Raw genomic sequence first — 17,471 nt, forward strand, 5'->3', positions numbered from 1 at the left:
CCCCATGAAATTCGCCTTCTCCACCCTCGGCATCCCCGCCCTCCCCCTCCACGACACCCTCTGGCTGGCCGCCACCCACGGCTACCAGGGCATCGAGCTCCGTGTGCACCCCGAGGAGCCCGTGCACACCGGGCTCGGGATCACTGAACGGGCCGATGTCGTGGCCGAGTTCAAGGACGCCGGGATCGAGATCCTCGGGCTCGCCGGTTACGCCCGCGTGGCCGAGCCCGGTGACGACACCCCCGTACTCGCCGAGATCCGCGCCCTGCTCGAACTCGCCCGCGACCTCGGCGCCCCGTTCATCCGGGTCTTCCCCGGCGGCGGTACGGAGCAGAGCGCCGACGAGGCGGACGCGACCGCCGCACGACGGCTCGCCGCCGCCGCGGAGACGGCCGCCGATCTCGGTGTACGCATCCTTCTGGAGACCCATGACTCGCACCGCGAGGCCACGGCGGTGAGCCGGGTGCTCGGCGCCGTCGGGCACCGCAACGCCGGTGCGCTCTGGGATGTGATGCACACCTGGCTCGGCGGGGAGCAGCCCAGTACGTCGTTCGGCGCGCTCTCCCCGTATCTCGGCTACGTCCAGGTGAAGGACATCGCCTCCGCCGAAGACACCACTCCACTCGCTCTCGGCGCGGGAGTGCTGCCTCTCGCCGAGTGCGTGGAGGTCCTCAGCCGAGGAGGGTGGGACGGCTGGCTGTGCTGGGAGTACGAGAAGCGGTGGTATCCGCACGCGGCGGAGCTGCCGACCCTGCTCACCGCGGGCCGCGAGCACCTGTGCCGGCTCCTCAACGAGGCGGCCTGACGCCCCCAGGAAGAGGGGCCGTCACCGGCGCATACGGAGGGGGGCGCGCCGGTGACGGCATGCTGCCGGCCGCGTGCGTTGGAGAGGGTGGTCAGCGTTCGCAGCCAGCAGCGAGGCCGACAGCGCACCGCGGTGACTCTCCGGCAGCTGAGGATGGGACGGACCCACGCCCCAACGGGTTCCGTCCGAGAGGTCCACCATCTTGACCGGCAGAAATTTTCCGACTATCCGTGATCCCTGGAAGTTTCCTTCAGCCAGGACATGCCACCCGGCATGCCAGGGGATCCGGGACCCGACTCCCGGAGATCCACGGACAGTTGGGAGTGCTCGTGCAGCAACGCCCGCGCCTCGTGCAGCAACGCCCGCTCCGCACCTCCAGACGCACGCTGCTGACCGCCACGGCCACCGCCGCCGCGGCAGCCGCACTCGGCGCCATCCCCGCACACGCTCAGCCCGCTCACAGCAAGGACCGTGAACTGCGCCGGATCATCGGCCGGATGTCCCTGGAGGAGAAGGTCGGCCAGGTCTTCGTCTCCCGGGTCTACGGAGAGACCGCCACCGACCCCGCCCAGGCCGATATCGACCTCAACCTCGCGCAGCTCGGCGTCCGCGACGCCGCCGAGCTGATAGCGAAGTACCACGTCGGCGGGATCATCTACTTCGGCTGGGCGCACAACGTGCGCGAGCCGCACCAGATAGCCGGCCTGTCCAACGGGATCCAGAAGGCGGCCCTCCAACAGGACTCCCGCATCCCCCTGTTGATCTCCACCGACCAGGAGCACGGCATCGTCTGCCGCGTGGGCAAGCCCGCCACCCTGATGCCCGGCGCGATGGCGCTCGGTGCGAACGGTTCGCGCTCCGACGCCCGCCGCGCCGCCCGGATCGCAGGACGTGAGCTCGCCGCGCTCGGCATCCGCCAGAACTACGCCCCGGTCGCCGACGTCAACGTCAACCCCGGCAACATCGTCATAGGCGTACGGTCCTTCGGCGCCGACCCCGAGGCGGTCGCCGGCATGGTGGCCGCGCAGGTCGTCGGGTATCAGAGCGCCGATATCGCGGCCACGTCGAAGCACTTCCCCGGACACGGCGACACCGAGGACGACAGCCACTACTCGCTGCCGTACATCCACCACACCCGCGAGGAGTTCGAGCGGCTCGACCTGCCCCCGTTCAAGGCGGCGATACGGGCCGGCATCGACTCGATCATGACCGCCCATATCGTGGTCCCCGCCCTCGACCCCGCCGAGGACCCCGCCACCCTCTCCCGCCCGATCATGACCGGCGTCCTGCGCGAACAGCTCGGCTACGACGGCGTGGTGGTCACCGACTCCCTCGGCATGGAGGGCGTGCGCACCAAGTACGGCGACGACCGCGTCCCCGTGCTCGCCCTCAAGGCCGGCGTCGACCAGCTGCTCAACCCACCGTCCCTGGACGTCGCGTGGAACGCGGTGCTCAATGCCGTACGCAGCGGAGAGCTGACCGAGGAACGGCTCGACGAGTCGATCCTGCGGGTCCTGCGCCTCAAGTCGAAGCTCGGCCTGTTCCGCGACCCGTACACCACGGATCGCGACGTGGACCGGACCGTCGGCATCCCCGAGCATCTGCGCGCGGCCGAGCAGATCGCCGACGAGACCACCACACTGCTCGTCAACACCGGCAAGCTGCTGCCGCTGTCCAAGAGCAGCACGCCCGACGTCCTTGTCCTGGGCGTCGATCCGGCCTCACCGTCCGGTACGACGGGGCCGCCGACCACCGTGTTCACCAAGGCCCTCACCGAGCTCGGCTTCACGGCGAGCACCCTGCCGACCGGGACCGCGCCCACCGCCGCGAAGATCGACGAGGCGGTGGCGGCCGTCGCGGGCAAGGACGTGGCCGTCGTCCTCACCTCGAACGTCTCGGCGACCAGCGCCCAGCGCACGCTGGTCGGCCGGCTCGCCGCGACCGGCGTCCCGGTGGTGACGGTCTCCGTGAACCGTCCGTACGACGTCGCGCGGCTGCCCGGGCCGAAGGCCGTACTGGCCACGTACTCCTGGACCGACACCGAACTGCGGGCCGCGGCCCGGGTGATCGCGGGGAAGGCGGATCCGGTGGGCCGGCTGCCCGTACCGGTCCAGCGCGCCGACGATCCGGCCACCACGCTGTATCCGATCGGTTACGGACTGTCGTACTAGCCGGAGACCGGGTGTGCGGCGTACCCGGCGTACGCCGCACACCCGGCGCGCCACCCCCAACTGACGCAAAGCACCCTGCACACCTGGCGTGCGCCCCGTCCGAGGCCGCACGCTGGGAGGACGTCTCGGGGGGTTCAGCATGCGCAGAGCACGATTCGCGCGGATGATGTGTGCGCCGTTACTGGTGGGGGTTCTGGCTCTGGTGGGGTGCCAGAAGTCGCCCGGCGCGAGCGGCAGTCTGAACGACACATCCGCAACCAAGTCTCCGTCCGGCTACGGCCTGGTCTTCCTCGGTGTCGACGAGTGCGCCTCGCGCGGCAAGGGCTCCGCCGAGGTGCCGTGCACCAGCGAGAAGGCCCAGGCGAGAGTGATCGCGCGCCATGACGGCAAGCAGTCGCAGGGCCCGGCCTGCCCGGGGCCCACGGACTTCGTGCTGCACATCAGCGAGTCGTCCACCTACGACGAGGACGGCGACGGATCCGTGCCCAAGGGCTATGCGTGCATGCGCAATCTGGAGTCACCGCATCCGGGCGACCCGGGCGGGGGCGGCGGCCCGCGCACCATCGTCGGCGACTGCGTCTACACGGCCGGCAAGGGCGAGGTCCGCGAGACGGCCTGCGACGGGTCGGGCGAGAACGAGCCGGAGTTCAAGGTGCGTTCGGCGGTCCGCGGCCGCGACACGTGCCCGGACAGCACCGAGCTGTACGTCCAGCTGGGCGGCAGCAAGCCGGTCGGCTGCGCGGTGCCGGCCTGAGCGGGAAAGCAGCCGGGCCGGTGCGGCGAACAAAGCGCCCCACCGGCCCGGCACCTGGTGTTACGGCCGCAGCGTCCGCGGCCCGTCCTGCCCGTCGAGGCGGGCGTCGTACGCGGTGAGCGCCTTCGCCGTGCCCGGATCGGCCTTCACCGAAGCCGGCGCGACATTGGCCCACTCCAGGATGCGCGCGATGGCCAGCGCCTCGTCCTCGGCGTCCAGACCCGCGACGTTCGCCCCGTGGTTGGCCCCCGGAGCGGTGAACACATGGCTGTCGTGCGTGCCCTTGCCCGGGCGGAAGCGCTCGGCTCCCCACGGGTCGTTCTCGCCGTAGACGTACATCATGCGCGTGGCGTTCTTGCGCACCCAGCTGTCCACGTCCCGCATGACCCACGGCTTGAACTTCATCTCGATGTCCCGCGGCACGAAGTTCCGCGGCGGCTGGTAGCCGTAGCGCGACAGGCCGTTGAGATGCGGCTGCTCGATGTCCGGGGAGCCCAGCTCGGTGCCCGCCTGGTAGTAGTACGGCGTGTACGGCGCGAGCCCCTGGTCGGTGTAGAAGGAGAAGCCGGAGATCGCGTCGACCGTGTTCCAGATCTCCTCGTCGGTCGCGGACTTGGCAACCGGGATCGAGGCGCAGTCGGACAGCAGGCTGTACTGCCAGAACGCCCAGGTGAAGTCGAGGACGACGGCCTCGTACGCCTTGTCGAGGGAGCCCACGGTGGAGAAGGTGTAGCTGTTCTCCTTGGCGTAGTCGGCGTACTTCTCCTCCAGCGGCGCGCGCCGGATCAGGGCCTCGCGCTGGATGTTGTTCAGCTTGTCGCGGCACTCCTGGGTGCCGACCTTCGACAGGAAGCGGTCGTACGCGGAGTCCTCGTGGTTGACGACGTCGTTCGGCGCCACATAGGCGACGACACCGTCCATGTCCTTGGGGTAGAAGCGTTCGTAGTACGTGGCGGTCATGCCGCCCTTGGAGCCGCCGGTCGACAGCCAGCGCCCCGGGTAGAGACCGTCGAGCGCCTGGAAGATGCGGTGCTGGTCGCTCGCGGCCTGCCAGATGTCCAGCTTGGTCCAGTCGGCGGGCTGCGGACGGGACGGCGTGAAGAAGCGGTACTCCATGGAGACCTGGTTGCCGTCGATGATCCGCGTGGGCTCGCTGCGGCCGGGGTTGGTGGAGACCCCGTAGCCCGAGGTGTGGAAGACGGTCGGACGCGCGGTGTCCTTGTGCAGCAGGGTCAGCCGCTGCTTGAAGGTGCCCTTGGACGGGTCGCGGTGGTCCACGGGCTGGGTGTAGTTGAGAACGAAGTAGCGGTAGCCCGCGTAGGGCTTCTCCTCGATCAGGCTCATGCCCTTGATCGCGAGCAGACGTTCCAGGATGTCGGTCGTCTGCGGCTTGCCGGCAGCGGTCGCCGTGGCCGTGCCCGCCGCCATGGTGCCTATCAGCACCACGAGCGTGAGCAGCCATCTGAGCGCCTTACGCATGCAGGTACCCTCCCCTGTGGTCACAGATAGCACCGGAACCTAGTGCAGCAACTTTCCGGGCACCAGGGGGAGTTCACCGCTCATCGTGGTGGTTTACGGAGATCGCGGCGGAAACACCGGGCGATCACCCGGGCTCACCGGCGGGGGTACTTGAACCAGCCGTCGCTGAACTTGCCGCCGCCCACCGAGCCCCTGATCCAGACCTTGCGGGTGCCGATGTGGGTGCGTACGGGTCCGGCGTACTTCTTGTACCGGCCGGACTTCGCCACGGGCCGGCTGCCGCGCGCCTGGATGCTGACGCTCATGGTGCGGGTGGTGCCGGGGTTCTTGGCGTACGTCATGGCGCACAGGAAGTTGCCGTCGCGGAAGACGTGGACGGATCCGGTCGAGAACCTCAGGGTGTCGACCTTGTGCCCCGTGCAGCGGGACGCGGCGTGGGCGTCGCCGGAGAACGGCCCGACCAGTGTGAGCAGCACGGCGACGGCGAGCAGCACGAGTCCGGCGCGCGCCTTGCGTATCGCCCCGTCCGCCACGTGCATCCCTCCCACCCCTGCACCGTACGCAGGTACGGACGCGGGCGGGGCACCGGGTGGTTCCGGGGCTGGCCGAAACCGTCTCCTTCCATGAGGACTTTGACGTGTTCGGGGCACTCTTGTGACTGACGCGAAAGGCAGAGCCATGACCCACACGCGTACTTCCGCACGTCAGCCAGGCCGCGCCCTGATCGTGGCCCTCACGCTCGCCGGGGTCGTCGCGGTGCCGGCGTCGGTCTCCGCGATGGACTACGCGCCGGCGGGGGCCGCGCCCAAGGCGGCCGCCGAAGCGCCGAAGGCGGCCGACGCCCCCAAGGCCCAGGAGCCGCCGCCCGCCCCGGTGTCGAGCGGCGATCCACAGACCCCGTACACGCGCGTCGCGCACTTCTACGCCGCGTATGTCGACGTGTCCAGCGACCCGGGCTCCGACGCGGCCGCCACCGCTCTGCGCGCCTTCTATCTCACCCCCGCCGCCCAGAAGCGCCTCGCCGACTGGGAGCGGCGCAATGAGGCGGACGGGGTGCTGCGCGCCCAGAACTCCCCCACCGCCTGGCGGGTGACCCCCGAGGGCAGCGGGATGGGCACCACCTGGTCGACGGTCCGGCTGACCTGGGGTGAGGGCAAGGACCGCACGTACACCTATCTGAAGGTGACCACCGAGCTGGAGAGCGGAAAGATCTCCGACATCAGCGAGAAGTACTGACCGCCTCTTCGTGCTCGCCGATGAAGGTGCGCCACAGGCGCGCGTACAGGCCGTCCCGCGCGAGCAGTTCGTCGTGCGTGCCGTCCTCGGCGACCCGGCCGTGGTCCATCACGATCACGCGGTCCGCGCGGGCCGCGGTGGTCAGACGGTGCGCGACCACGAGCGTCGTGCGGCTGGCGCCGAGACGGTCCGCGGCCTGGTTCACCTGTGCCTCGGTGGCGAGGTCGAGGGCCGCGGTGGCCTCGTCGAGCAACAGCACGTCCGGGTCGACCAGTTCGGCCCGGGCGAGCGCGATCAGCTGGCGCTGGCCCGCGGAGAGGTTGCGGCCGCGTTCGCTGACCTCGTGCAGATAGCCGCGGTCGAGCGTCGCGATCATCTCGTGCGCGCCGACCGCGCGGGCGGCCGCCTCGACCTGGGCGTCGGTGGCGTCGGGCCGTCCGTAGGCGATGGCGTCGCGCACGGTCCCGGCGAACAGATAGGCCTCCTGCGGTACGACGCCGAGGCGGTGGCGGTACGAGGTGAGGTCGAGGTCGCGCAGATCGCTGCCGTCGACGGTGACCCGGCCGCCGGTCGGGTCGTAGAACCGGGCGACCAGCTTGACCAGCGTGGACTTTCCGGCACCGGTCTCGCCGACGAACGCCACAGTCTGTCCGGCGGGGATCGTCAGGTCGACCTGGTGGAGGGCGTCCTCGCCTTCCCCGTAAGCGAATTGGACCTGCTCGAAGGCGATCTCGCCGCGCAGCGAGAGGACCTCGCGCGGTTCGTCGGCGGCCTTGGTGGAGGTCGGCTCCTGGAGGAGCTCCTGGATCCGGCCGAGCGAGACGGTCGCCTGCTGGTAACCGTCGAAGACCTGGGAGAGCTGCTGGACGGGGGCGAAGAACAGGTCGATGTAGAGCAGATACGCGACCAGGGCGCCGGTGGTGAGCGTGCCGGCGTCGACCCGCTGGGCGCCGACGATCAGGACGGCCGCGGCGGCGACGGAGGACAGGAACTGCACGAACGGGAAGTAGACCGAGATCAGCCACTGACCCTTGATACGGGCCTGGCGGTAACTGTCGCTGCGCTCGGCGAACCGCGCGGAGCCGGAGCGCTCGCGGCGGAAGGCCTGGACGATCCGCAGACCGGAGACGGACTCCTGGAGGTCGGCGTTGACCACGGAGACGCGTTCGCGGGCGAGTTCGTACGCCTTCACGCTGGACTTGCGGAAGAAGTACGTGCCGACGACCAGGACCGGCAGGGTCGCGAAGACGACCAGGGCGAGCTGGAGGTCGATCACGAGCAGCGCGACCATGATGCCGAAGAAGGTGACGACGGAGACGAAGGCCGTGACGAGACCGGTCTGCAGGAACGTGGACAGGGCGTCCACGTCCGTGGTCATCCGGGTCATGATCCGGCCGGTCAGCTCGCGCTCGTAGTAGTCGAGGCCGAGGCGCTGGAGCTGGGCGAAGATCTTCAACCGCAGTGAGTACAGGACCCGTTCACCGGTACGGCCCGTCTTGCGGATCTCCCCGGTCTGCGCGGCCCACTGCACGATGACGGCGAGCAGCGCGAGTCCGGCGGCGGCCCAGACGGCGCCGAGCGCGGCCTGGGTGACGCCCTCGTCGATGCCGTGCCGGATGAGGACGGGAAGGAGCAGGCCCATGCCGGCGTCGACGGCGACGAGGGAGAGGGCGACGAGCAGCGGTTTGCCGAAGCCCCGCAGGAGGGGGCGCAGACCGTACGACTTCTCGGGGGCGACCGCGTTGGCCTCGTCGATGCCGGGGGTGTCCGTGGCCGGGGGCAGGGCGTCGACCTGGGCGAGGAGTTCGGGGGTCGCGGGAGTGTCGCTGAGGGCGGTGTCCTTGGGGGTGCGGTCGCCGGCCCACAGCTGCGGGGTGATCCCGCGCTCGGCGTCGAACTCGGCGTCCAGCTCTGCCCGTACGGAACAGTCGTCCTGCTCGACGGCCTGCTGCGTCTTCTGGAGCAGGTGCCCGGGCGATACGGCACCCAGCTCGTCCGGGTCGGTGAGCAGGCGGCGGTAGAGGGCCGAGCGCTCTTCCAGCTCCTCGTGGGTGCCGATGTCGGCGAGCTTGCCCTCGTCGAGTACGGCGATGCGGTCGGCGAGACCGAGCGTGGAGCGGCGGTGGGCGATGAGCAGGGTGGTGCGTCCGGCCATGACCTGCTTGAGGGCTTCGTGGATCTCGTGCTCGACCCGGGCGTCCACGGCGGAGGTGGCGTCGTCCAGGACGAGCAGGCGCGGGTCGGTGAGGATCGCGCGGGCCAGGGCGAGGCGCTGGCGCTGGCCGCCGGAGAGGGTGAGGCCGTGCTCGCCGACCGCGGTGTCGTACCCCTCGGGCAGTTCGTCGATGAAGCGCTCGGCCTGCGCTGCGCGCGCGGCCGCCTCGATCTGCTCCTGGGTGGCGTCCGGGAATCCGTACGCGATGTTGGCGCGGACCGTGTCGGAGAAGAGGAAGGAGTCCTCGGGGACCAGGCCGATCGCGGCCCGCAGCGATTCCAGCGTCAGCTCGCGTACGTCGTGGCCGCCGACGAGTACGGCGCCGTGGGAGACGTCGTAGTAGCGGGGCAGCAGGAGCGAGACGGTGGACTTGCCGCTGCCGGACGAGCCGACGACGGCGACGGTCTCGCCGGGCGCGATGGTGAGCGAGAAGTTCTTGAGGACCGGGCGGCCGTCGTCGTACGCGAAGGAGACGTCGTCGAACTCGACGGTCGCCGGGGCGTCGGCGGGCAACTGCTTGGTGCCGTCCTCGATGACGGGCTCGGTGTCGATCAGTTCGAGAACGCGCTCGACGCCGGCGCGGGCCTGCTGGCCGACGGTGAGGACCATGGCGAGCATGCGGACGGGGCCGACGAGCTGGGCGAGGTAGGTCGAGAACGCGACGAAGGTGCCGAGCGTGATCTCGCCGCGGACCGCGAGCCAGCCGCCGAGCGCCAGCATGGCGACCTGGCCGAGGGCGGGGACGGACTGGAGGGCCGGGGTGTAGCGGGCGTTCAGCTTGATGGTGCGCAGGCGGCCGGCGAACAGCCGGCGGCCGACCTCCCTGAGCTTGCCGGTCTCCTGGTCCTCCTGGCCGAAGCCCTTGACCACGCGTACGCCGGAGACGGCGCCGTCGACGACGCCCGCGACGGCGGCGGCCTGGGCCTGGGCGTACCAGGTGGCCGGGTGCAGACGGGTCTTGCTGCGCTTGGCGATGAACCAGAGGGCGGGGGCGACGGCGAGCGCGACGAGGGTCAGGGGCAGCGACAGCCAGGCCATGATGGCCAGGGACATCAGGAACAGCAGGATGTTGCCGATGGTCATCGGCAGCATGAAGAGCAGGCCCTGGATCAGCTGAAGGTCGCTGGTGGCGCGGCCGACGACCTGGCCGGTGGACAGCTCGTCCTGGCGGCGGCCGTCGAGCCGGGTGATCGCCCCGAACATGTCGGTGCGCAGATCGTGCTGGACGTCGAGGGCGAGGCGGCCGCCGTAGTAGCGGCGGATGTACGTCATGACGTAGACGACCAGAGCGGCCGCTATCAGGAGACCGGTCCAGGTCCCGAGCGACCGCTCATGGGTGTCGATCACGTCGTCGATGACGACCTTGGTGATCAGCGGCACGACCGCCATGACGGCCATGCCGCCGAGGCTGGAGCCCAGCGCCAGGATGACGTCCTTCGGGTAGCGCCATGCGTACCCGGTCAGCCTCCTGGCCCACCCCTGCTGTGCCGCCGCCACTGAAAGCCTCCTGCTGTCGTCCGCTGCCGGAGGGATCAACGCGGGTCGGGGCGGATTTCATCCCTGGGTGTACGTGGCGTCAGGACCAGGGTCAGCAAGGCCGCCGCGGCCGCGGCGACGGCGCCCGCGACGAAGCCGCGGTCGAAGCCCTCGCTGTCCGTTCCGGTGATGCTCACCGCGGCCATGCTGGAGACCACCGCGGCGCCGAGCGAGGCACCGAACTCGTGGAAGGTGCTCAGGATCCCCGAGGCGAGACCGGCCTCGTGCGGTGCGATCTGCCCCAGGGCCGTGGCCGAGGCGACGACGAAGACCACTCCCGTGCCCGCGGCGGCCACGGAGATGCCGATGACCAGGGCGGCGGTCGGCTCCCACAGGACCGGGACGGTCATGCCCGCTGCCGCGAGCAGCAGGCCTCCCGTGCCGAGCGCCTTCGGACCGGTCCGGCCGATCACCCGGCCCGCGAGGGTGGCGCCCACCATCGTGGCCGCCGCCACCGGCAGGAAGAGCAGTCCCGTGGCCAGAGCTCCGTGGCCGCGGTGGTCCTGGAGGGAGAACGTGCCGAGGAAGAACACCATGATCATCAAGGCGGTGGCCACCAGGATGAGGACGGTGCCGGCCGCCACCGGGCGGCGTATCAGCAGAGTGACGTCCATCAGCGGTGTACGTGCCCGGCGCTGGCGTACGACGAAGAGCGCGTACAGGGCCGCGGCCGCGAGCACGAGGAGCGCCGTCGCCGCGGTGGCCCAGCCCTTGTCGCCGGCGCGGACCAGGGCGTAGGTCAGGGTGCCGGTGGCGGCGGTGACCAGTGCCGCGCCCAGGACGTCGAGGCGGCCGCGCTCCGATGCGGGCTGTGCGGGCGGCAGGTGGACACGCAGGGCGAAGAACAGCAGCACGCCCACGGGGACGTTGACGAAGAACACCCACGGCCAGCCGGGCCCGGCGGTCAGGAGACCGCCGAGCAGCACGCCGAGTGCGGCGCCGCTGCCGCCGAGGGAGGACCAGATGCCCAGGGCCTTGTTGCGCTCCTCGCCGTCGAAGAGCGTGACGACGAGCGACAGGGCCGCGGGCGAGAGGATCGCGGCGGCCAGGCCCTGCACCACGCGACCGCCGAGCAGCATCGGCCCGTTGGCGGCGAGGCCCGCCAGGAGGGACGCGCCGGCGAACAGGAGCAGTCCGGCGAGAACCATCCGGCGGGCGCCGAACAGGTCAGCCGCCCGGCCGCCGAGCAGCAGCAGACCGCCGAACGCCAGGGTGTAGCCGCTCACCACCCAGGTCAGCGCTTCACGGCTCAGGCCGAGGTCCGCCCCGATGTGGGGCAGGGCGATGGCGACGACGGTGACGTCGAGGATCAGCATCAGTTGCGCGACGCCGACCAGGCCGAGGATCTTCCAGCGGCGTGGGTCGGGTGTGCGGGCGGGTTGTGCGGAAGACAACGGTTCGCTCATGACGTGCCTGCCCCCTTCAGGTAACTCAAACACTGCTGTTTGAGTTATCGACTGTACTATAACTCGAACATGGCTGTTTGAGTTAAGGGGAGCGGTGCGGATGGTTCGCCCAGGAGCAGGAGCAGCAGCGGGAACGCGCAGAGCCGACGCCCGGCAGAACGCCGACAAGATCGTCGACGCCGCCATCGACTGTCTCGGCCGCAAGCCGGCCGCGAGCATGGTCGACATCGCCCAGGCCGCGGGGGTGGGCCGGGTGACGCTCTACGGCCACTTCTCCTCGCGGGAGGCGGTCGTCGAAGCCGCGCTGGCCCGGGTGATCGAGCGGGGGCAGGGGACGCTCGACGCCCTCGGCGATTCGGACTCGGACTCCGAGGGCGATCCGCGCGAGGTGCTGCGCCGGCTCATCGAGTCGAGCTGGATGCTGATCGCGCAGGCGAGCGGGGTGCTCGAAGCGGCCCAGGCGACGCTCTCGCCGCAGCGCATCCACGATCTGCACGCCGCGCCGGAGCGTCGCGTCCTCGCGCTCATCGAGCGCGGGCAGGAGCAGGGCGTCTTCCGCGACGACCTGCCGGCCGCCTGGCTGTCCAACGCGCTGCATCACGTCCTGAAAGGCGCCGCGGCCGATGTGAACGGCGGCCGCCTCGACCCGGAACAAGCCCCGCGGTTCATCACCGGAATCGTGCTGGCGGCGGCCGCGCCCCAGGCGGAAGCCGCACCACGGGCTGCAGTTGCACCACGGGCGGCAGTCGCACCTCAGGCAGCAGCCCGGCCCGGATCCACCCCGGCCGCGCCCCGGCCCGGATCCACCCCGGCCGCGCCCCAGTCCGGCCCCGCCGGTACGCGCAGCGGGAGGACCACGTGAACGACGACGCCTACGAGGTCCGCCCCGGTGTCCCGTCCGTGGACGACTACCGCCGGCTGCGCACCGGGGCGGGCCTGAGCGCCAAGTCGGCCGAGGCCGCGACCATCGGCCTGGCGCACACCTGGTACGGGGTGACGGCGCTGTACGAGGGCGCCGCTATCGGCACCGGGCGGGTCATCGGCGACGGTGGCTGCCACTTCCAGATCGTCGACATCTGCGTCCTGCCCGAGCATCAGGGCCGCGGCCTGGGCCGCCGCATCATGGAGGCTCTGGTCGGCGAACTCGAGCGCCGCGCCCCGGCCACCGCGTACGTCTCCCTCATCGCCGACGGGGACGCGCAGTACCTGTACCGGAAGTTCGGCTTCGCCGACACCGCACCCGCCTCCATCGGCATGGCCCGCTCCATCGGCTGACGGGGCGGGCCATCGCCTGACGGGGCGGGCCCGGAGAGCCCCGGCGCGAGCCGGGGTCCCTCGGACCGTCACGCCTTCGGCCCGCGCCTCACCCCAGATGCGTGGCCGCGAACAGCCTGACCACCGTCGGGAGCACCACGACCGACGGCCCGGGCTCCGCAAGGGACTTGGCCAGGTCCTCCTCCAGCGAAGCCGGCGAGGTCCGCACCGCCGGCACCCCGAACGATTCCGCGAGCGCCACGAAGTCCGGCCGTGCCAGCTCCGTGCCCGTGGCCTCGCCGAACGCGTCCGTCATGTACTCGCGCAGGATGCCGTAGCCGCCGTCGTCGACGATCAGCCACGTGACGGGGAGGCCGTACTGCTTCGCCGTCGCGAGCTCGGCGATCGAGTACATCGCGCCGCCGTCGCCGGAGACCGCGAGCACCGGCTTCGACGGGTCGGCCGCCGCCGCACCGAGCGCCGCCGGATAGGCATAGCCCAGACCGCCCGCGCCCTGGGCCGAGTGCATCGTGTTGGGGCGGCGGGCATCGAAGGCCGACCAGGCCCAGTACGACAGGATCGTCATGTCCCAGAAGCTGGGGGACGCGTCGGGGAGCGCCGCACGGATCGAGGCGAGAAGTTGCTGCTCCGCGTCGAGGCCCTGTGCGTCGATCCGCTCCCGCACGCGGGCGAGAACCTCACGTACGCGAACAGCCGCCGTCGGGTCCTCGCGCGGGCCGTCGAGGGTTTCGAGCAGGGCGGTCAGGGCGATACGGGCGTCCGCGTGGATGCCGAGCGCCGGAAGGTTGGACTCCAGCTTGCCCGCGTCCGCCTCGATCTGGATGACCCGGCCGCGGGGCTTGAACGTGTGGTAGTTCGAGGAGAGTTCGCCCAGTCCCGAGCCGACCACAAGGAGGATGTCGGCGTCCTCGAGGAAGTCGGTGGTGTGCCGGTCCTCCAGCCAGGACTGGAGCGAGAGCGGGTGCTCCCAGGGGAAGGCGCCCTTGCCGCCGAAGGTGGTGACCACCGGGGCGTTCAGCTGCTCGGCGAGCGCGCGCAGCTTGCCCGAGGCGTCCGAGCGGACCACTCCGCCGCCCGCGATGATCGCGGGGCGGGAGGCGTTCGCCAGCAAGTCGGCCGCCACCGCGGTCAGTTCGGGGCGGGGCAGGAGATCGTGCGGGAACGCGTCGACCGGCGTGACCTGCGGCAGCTCAGTCGGAGCGAGCAGCACGTCCTGCGGGATCTCCACCCACACCGGACCGTGCGGGGCGGTGAGCGCCGACTCCCAGGCCGCGGCGATCGCCGAGGGGATCTGCGACTGCGTACGGACCGTGTGCACGGACTTCACGATGTCGCGGAACGAGGCCTGCTGGTCGCGGAGTTCGTGCAGATAGCCATGGCGTCCGCCACCGAGTCCCGCCGTCGGGATCTGGCTGGAGATCGCGAGGACGGGCGCGGAGGCCGCGGCCGCTTCCTGGAGCGCGGCGAGGGAGGTCAGGGCGCCCGGTCCGGTGGACAGGAGCAGCGGGGCCGCCTCGCCCGTGACCCGGCCGTAGGCGTCGGCCGCGAAGCCCGCGTTGTTCTCCACGCGCAGGCCCACATAGCGCAGGTCGGAGCGGCGCAGCGCGTCGAACATGCCGAGCGCGTGCTGGCCGGGCAGGCCGAAGACCGTGGTCGCACCGAGCCCCTGCAGGGTCTCGATGACCAGGTCACCGCCATTGCGCCCGGCCGGCGGGTTCAACGCGGCCTCCGTCTGGGCGGGGGTGGGCCGCAGCTCGATGTCGTGGTCGTGGGTCACCGGGCACCCTCCGCGGCGCCCCGCGCCTCGGCGCTGTGCTTGATGGCGCTGCCTTCGGCAGCGACTTGCCGGCTCATGATCGTCGTCAGCTCGTACGCCGTGTGCGACGCGGCCACCGCGGTGATCTCCGCGTGGTCGTACGCGGGCGCCACCTCGACCACGTCCGCCGAGACCAGGTTGCAGGAGGCCAGGCCGCGCAGGATCTCCAGGAGCTCGCGCGAGGTCATCCCGCCGGCCTCGGGCGTGCCCGTGCCGGGTGCGTGCGCCGGGTCCAGGCAGTCGATGTCGATCGAGATGTACAGCGGACGGTCGCCGATGCGCTGGCGCAGCTGGTCCGCGACCTCGTCCGCACCGCGCCGGTAGACGTCCGCGGAGGTGACGATGCCGAAGCCCATCTTCTCGTCGTCGGTCAGGTCCTGCTTGCCGTACAGCGGCCCGCGGATGCCGACGTGCGACAGCGCCGAGGTGTCGAGGATGCCCTCCTCGACCGCGCGCCGGAACGGGGTGCCGTGCGTGTACTCCGCGCCGAAGTAGGTGTCCCACGTGTCCAGGTGCGCGTCGAAGTGCAGCAGCGCGACCGGCCCGTGCTTCTTCGCGACGGAGCGAAGGAGCGGCAGGGCGATGGTGTGGTCGCCGCCGAGGGTCATCAACCGGGCGCCCGTGCCGAGCAGTTCGTCGGCGGCGGCCTCGACGGTCTCCACCGCCTCGTTGATGTTGAACGGGTTGGCCGCTATGTCGCCCGCGTCCGCGACCTGCGCGAGCGCGAACGGGGATGCGTCCTGCGCCGGGTTGTAGGGGCGGAGCAGCCGCGAGGCCTCACGGATGGCATTGCCCCCGAAGCGCGCGCCCGGGCGGTAGGAGACCCCGCTGTCGAAGGGCACGCCGACGACGGCGACGTCGGTCGTGCCGACCTCGTCGAGGCGGGGCAGCCGCGCGAAGGTGGCCGGGCCCGCGTACCGCGGGATCCGGGAGGAATCCACGGGTCCGCGCGGGGTGGCGGACGGGCTGCCGGGGGTCTCGCTGCTGCTCATCGTCGAGCTCCTTCAAGGTGGTGCGGGTGGTACGGGTCGTACAGGTCTCGCGGCATGCGGCTCTCGCCGGATCAAGTGTCGCTCAGGTCGCCCGCGCGGGTTTCAGACTGTGGATAACCGACGGGCTGTGGATAACTCCATCACTCGACGGTGGTCAGGCCTTGGCCGCCAAGGGCTCGGCAGGCTCCTCGTCCCCACCCCGCCCCGCCAGCCGCTCCCGCCAGTTCGCGAGCACGGCCTCGTCCGTGGGCTTGGTCGCGAGGGAGACGACGACATACGCGGCGAGGGAGGCGAGGAGCCCGTAATAGACCGGCTCGTTGGCGAGGATCCCGTACTTCCACATCAGGAAGATCACGGTCGATCCGCCGACACCGACCGCGGCCAGCGCCCCGTGCACCGTGCCGCGCTTCCACAGCAGTCCGCCGAGGATCGGCACGAGCAGCCCGCCGACCAGCAGGTCGTACGCGACGGTCAGGCCCTCCAGGACGCTGTCCAGCTGGATCGCGATCACGATCACGGCGACGCCCATGATGAGGATGAAGACCCGGTTGCCCCGCACCTCGTCGCGCTCACTGTCGGCCGCACCCGTGACCCCGCGTATCCGCGACCAGATGTCGTTGTTCGCCACGGTCGCCGACGCGATCAGCGCACCGGACGACGTGGACATCACGGCCGCAAGGGCGGCGGCGAGCACCAAGCCGCGCACCCCGACCGGGAGTTCCTCCTTGACGATCGTCGCGAAGGCGTCGTCGGCCGAGCCCAGCTTCGGGAAGAGCACCTTGGCCGCCGTACCGATCAACGCTCCGGCCACCGCGTACGCCAGGCAGTACGTACCGGCCACGGTCCCGCCCCACTTGGCCGTGGTGTCACTGCGGGCGGTGAACACGCGCTGCCAGATGTCCTGCCCGATCAGCATGCCGAACGTATAGATCAGGACGTACGTGAAGATCGTCTCGCCGCCGATGCCCAAGGGGTCGAAGTACGAGGTGGGCAGGGAGTCCTTCATCTCGCCGAAGCCGCCCGCCTTCACGACGGCGATCGGCAGGAGCAGAAGCAGCACGCCGATCGTCTTGACCACGAACTGCACCATGTCGGTGAGCGTGATCGACCACATGCCGCCGAGCGTCGAGTACACGACCACGATCGAGCCGCCGAGGATGATCGACATCGTGCGGTTCAGGTCGAAGAGGACGTCGAAGATCGTGGCGTACGCGATCGTCGAAGTGACCGCGAGCATCAGGGTGTACGCCCACATCACCAGGCCCGAGATGATGCCGGCGCGGCCGCCGTAGCGCAGATCGAGCATCTCGGAGACGGTGTAGACCTTCAGGCGCGCGATCCGCGCCGAGAAGAAGACGCTGAGCGCGAGCAGTCCGAGGCCGATGCTGAACACCATCCAGGCGCCCGAGAGGCCGTACTGGTAGCCGAGCCCGACACCGCCGATCGTCGAGGCGCCGCCGAGGACGATCGCGGCCATGGTGCCGGAGTACATCCACGGTCCGAGCCTGCGTCCCGCGACCAGGAACTCGCTCTTGTTGCGGGCCCTGCGCATCCCCCACCAGCCCATGGCGAGCATGCCGGCGAGATAGACGACGATCACCGCGTAATCGACAGCCATGCGTGGGCTCCTCCAAGCGCCTGGGGGGCAGGTTCGTGGGTTGACACTAGGTGGCCCGCACAGGGCCGTGAAGTGTACGTTTCATCCATCCGCAAGCCACCTGATGGATGGATCGTCCACAGTGCCGGACCTCGCCGCACCCACAGCTCCGCCCGCCGCCCCACCCAC

General features: G+C 70.8%; 13 protein-coding genes. 6 read left to right on the forward strand and 7 right to left on the reverse strand.

From position 1 onward, the window contains the following. Positions 1-4 precede the first annotated feature (4 nt). From G6045_RS30160 to G6045_RS30170, 3 genes are all read left to right on the forward strand, one after another. Complete coding sequence (locus G6045_RS30160) at positions 5-805, forward strand: sugar phosphate isomerase/epimerase family protein (RefSeq protein ID WP_165335334.1); 801 nt, start codon at positions 5-7, stop codon at positions 803-805. A 329-nt stretch (positions 806-1,134) separates the two neighbouring features. Beyond that, entirely contained in the window at positions 1,135-2,976 is a 1,842-nt protein-coding gene (locus tag G6045_RS30165; protein ID WP_328707950.1) for a glycoside hydrolase family 3 protein, read from the forward strand. Positions 2,977-3,115: 139 nt separating this feature from the next. Beyond that, positions 3,116-3,730, forward strand: coding sequence for a hypothetical protein (locus G6045_RS30170; protein WP_235968393.1), 615 nt, complete (start codon positions 3,116-3,118; stop codon positions 3,728-3,730). 60 nt (positions 3,731-3,790) lie between these two features. Here G6045_RS30170 and G6045_RS30175 read toward each other — a convergent pair whose 3' ends face one another. Together G6045_RS30175 and G6045_RS30180 are read right to left on the reverse strand one after the other, a co-directional pair. Next, a complete protein-coding gene (locus G6045_RS30175) occupies positions 3,791-5,209 on the reverse strand; it encodes an alpha/beta hydrolase family protein (protein ID WP_165335325.1) in 1,419 nt (472 codons plus the stop codon). A 134-nt stretch (positions 5,210-5,343) separates the two neighbouring features. Further along, entirely contained in the window at positions 5,344-5,748 is a 405-nt protein-coding gene (locus G6045_RS30180) for a hypothetical protein (RefSeq protein WP_165335337.1), read from the reverse strand. A 139-nt stretch (positions 5,749-5,887) separates the two neighbouring features. Here G6045_RS30180 and G6045_RS30185 point away from each other — a divergent pair, with 139 nt between their 5' ends. Next, the gene (locus G6045_RS30185) at positions 5,888-6,445 is read left to right on the forward strand and encodes a hypothetical protein (protein ID WP_165335326.1); all 558 of its coding nucleotides are present in this window, start codon (positions 5,888-5,890) and stop codon (positions 6,443-6,445) included. Here G6045_RS30185 and G6045_RS30190 read toward each other — a convergent pair. Together G6045_RS30190 and G6045_RS30195 are read right to left on the reverse strand one after the other, a co-directional pair. Beyond that, a complete protein-coding gene (locus G6045_RS30190; protein ID WP_165335327.1) occupies positions 6,429-10,157 on the reverse strand; it encodes an ABC transporter ATP-binding protein in 3,729 nt (1,242 codons plus the stop codon). The two genes, G6045_RS30185 and G6045_RS30190, sit on opposite strands and share 17 nt — an antisense overlap. 35 nt (positions 10,158-10,192) lie before the next feature. Continuing rightward, positions 10,193-11,602: an MFS transporter gene (locus G6045_RS30195; protein ID WP_165335328.1), complete on the reverse strand. Its 1,410-nt coding sequence runs from the start codon at positions 11,600-11,602 to the stop codon at positions 10,193-10,195. 100 nt (positions 11,603-11,702) lie between these two features. On the opposite strand from G6045_RS30195, the gene G6045_RS30200 reads away from it, so the two are divergent. After that, the gene (locus G6045_RS30200; protein WP_165335329.1) at positions 11,703-12,464 is read left to right on the forward strand and encodes a TetR/AcrR family transcriptional regulator; all 762 of its coding nucleotides are present in this window, start codon (positions 11,703-11,705) and stop codon (positions 12,462-12,464) included. Then, positions 12,461-12,877, forward strand: a complete 417-nt coding sequence (locus tag G6045_RS30205) for a GNAT family N-acetyltransferase (RefSeq protein WP_165335330.1) — start codon at positions 12,461-12,463, stop codon at positions 12,875-12,877. Before G6045_RS30200 ends, G6045_RS30205 begins: the two co-directional genes overlap by 4 nt. Before the next feature lie 88 nt (positions 12,878-12,965). Here G6045_RS30205 and G6045_RS30210 read toward each other — a convergent pair whose 3' ends face one another. The 3 genes from G6045_RS30210 to G6045_RS30220 all read right to left on the reverse strand — a co-directional run bounded on the left by G6045_RS30210 (position 12,966) and on the right by G6045_RS30220 (position 17,303). Then, positions 12,966-14,654 carry a thiamine pyrophosphate-binding protein gene (locus tag G6045_RS30210; protein WP_165335331.1) on the reverse strand — a complete coding sequence of 563 codons (1,689 nt, stop codon included), beginning with the start codon at positions 14,652-14,654 and terminating at the stop codon, positions 12,966-12,968. Then, positions 14,651-15,685, reverse strand: coding sequence for an agmatinase (speB, locus tag G6045_RS30215; protein WP_165335332.1), 1,035 nt, complete (start codon positions 15,683-15,685; stop codon positions 14,651-14,653). Before speB ends, G6045_RS30210 begins: the two co-directional genes overlap by 4 nt. A 154-nt stretch (positions 15,686-15,839) precedes the next feature. Beyond that, on the reverse strand, positions 15,840-17,303 hold the full coding sequence (locus G6045_RS30220) for a sodium:solute symporter (protein WP_165335333.1): 1,464 nt from the start codon (positions 17,301-17,303) through the stop codon (positions 15,840-15,842). Positions 17,304-17,471 lie beyond the last annotated feature (168 nt).

Origin of the sequence: Streptomyces mesophilus, from assembly GCF_011044995.1 — a bacterium.
GTDB classification, from domain to species: domain Bacteria; phylum Actinomycetota; class Actinomycetes; order Streptomycetales; family Streptomycetaceae; genus Streptomyces; species Streptomyces mesophilus.

Bases quoted from the DNA above. Each gene is read 5' to 3' on its own strand.
- G6045_RS30160 (WP_165335334.1), top strand. From the start codon at position 5: ATGAAATTCGCCTTCTCCACCCTCGGCATCCCCGCCCTCCCCCTCCAC.
- G6045_RS30170 (WP_235968393.1), top strand. From the start codon at position 3,116: ATGCGCAGAGCACGATTCGCGCGGATGATGTGTGCGCCGTTACTGGTG.
- G6045_RS30175 (WP_165335325.1), bottom strand. From the start codon at position 5,209: ATGCGTAAGGCGCTCAGATGGCTGCTCACGCTCGTGGTGCTGATAGGC.
- G6045_RS30180 (WP_165335337.1), bottom strand. From the start codon at position 5,748: ATGCACGTGGCGGACGGGGCGATACGCAAGGCGCGCGCCGGACTCGTG.
- G6045_RS30185 (WP_165335326.1), top strand. From the start codon at position 5,888: ATGACCCACACGCGTACTTCCGCACGTCAGCCAGGCCGCGCCCTGATC.
- G6045_RS30195 (WP_165335328.1), bottom strand. From the start codon at position 11,602: ATGAGCGAACCGTTGTCTTCCGCACAACCCGCCCGCACACCCGACCCA.
- G6045_RS30200 (WP_165335329.1), top strand. From the start codon at position 11,703: ATGGTTCGCCCAGGAGCAGGAGCAGCAGCGGGAACGCGCAGAGCCGAC.
- speB (WP_165335332.1), bottom strand. From the start codon at position 15,685: ATGAGCAGCAGCGAGACCCCCGGCAGCCCGTCCGCCACCCCGCGCGGA.
- G6045_RS30220 (WP_165335333.1), bottom strand. From the start codon at position 17,303: ATGGCTGTCGATTACGCGGTGATCGTCGTCTATCTCGCCGGCATGCTC.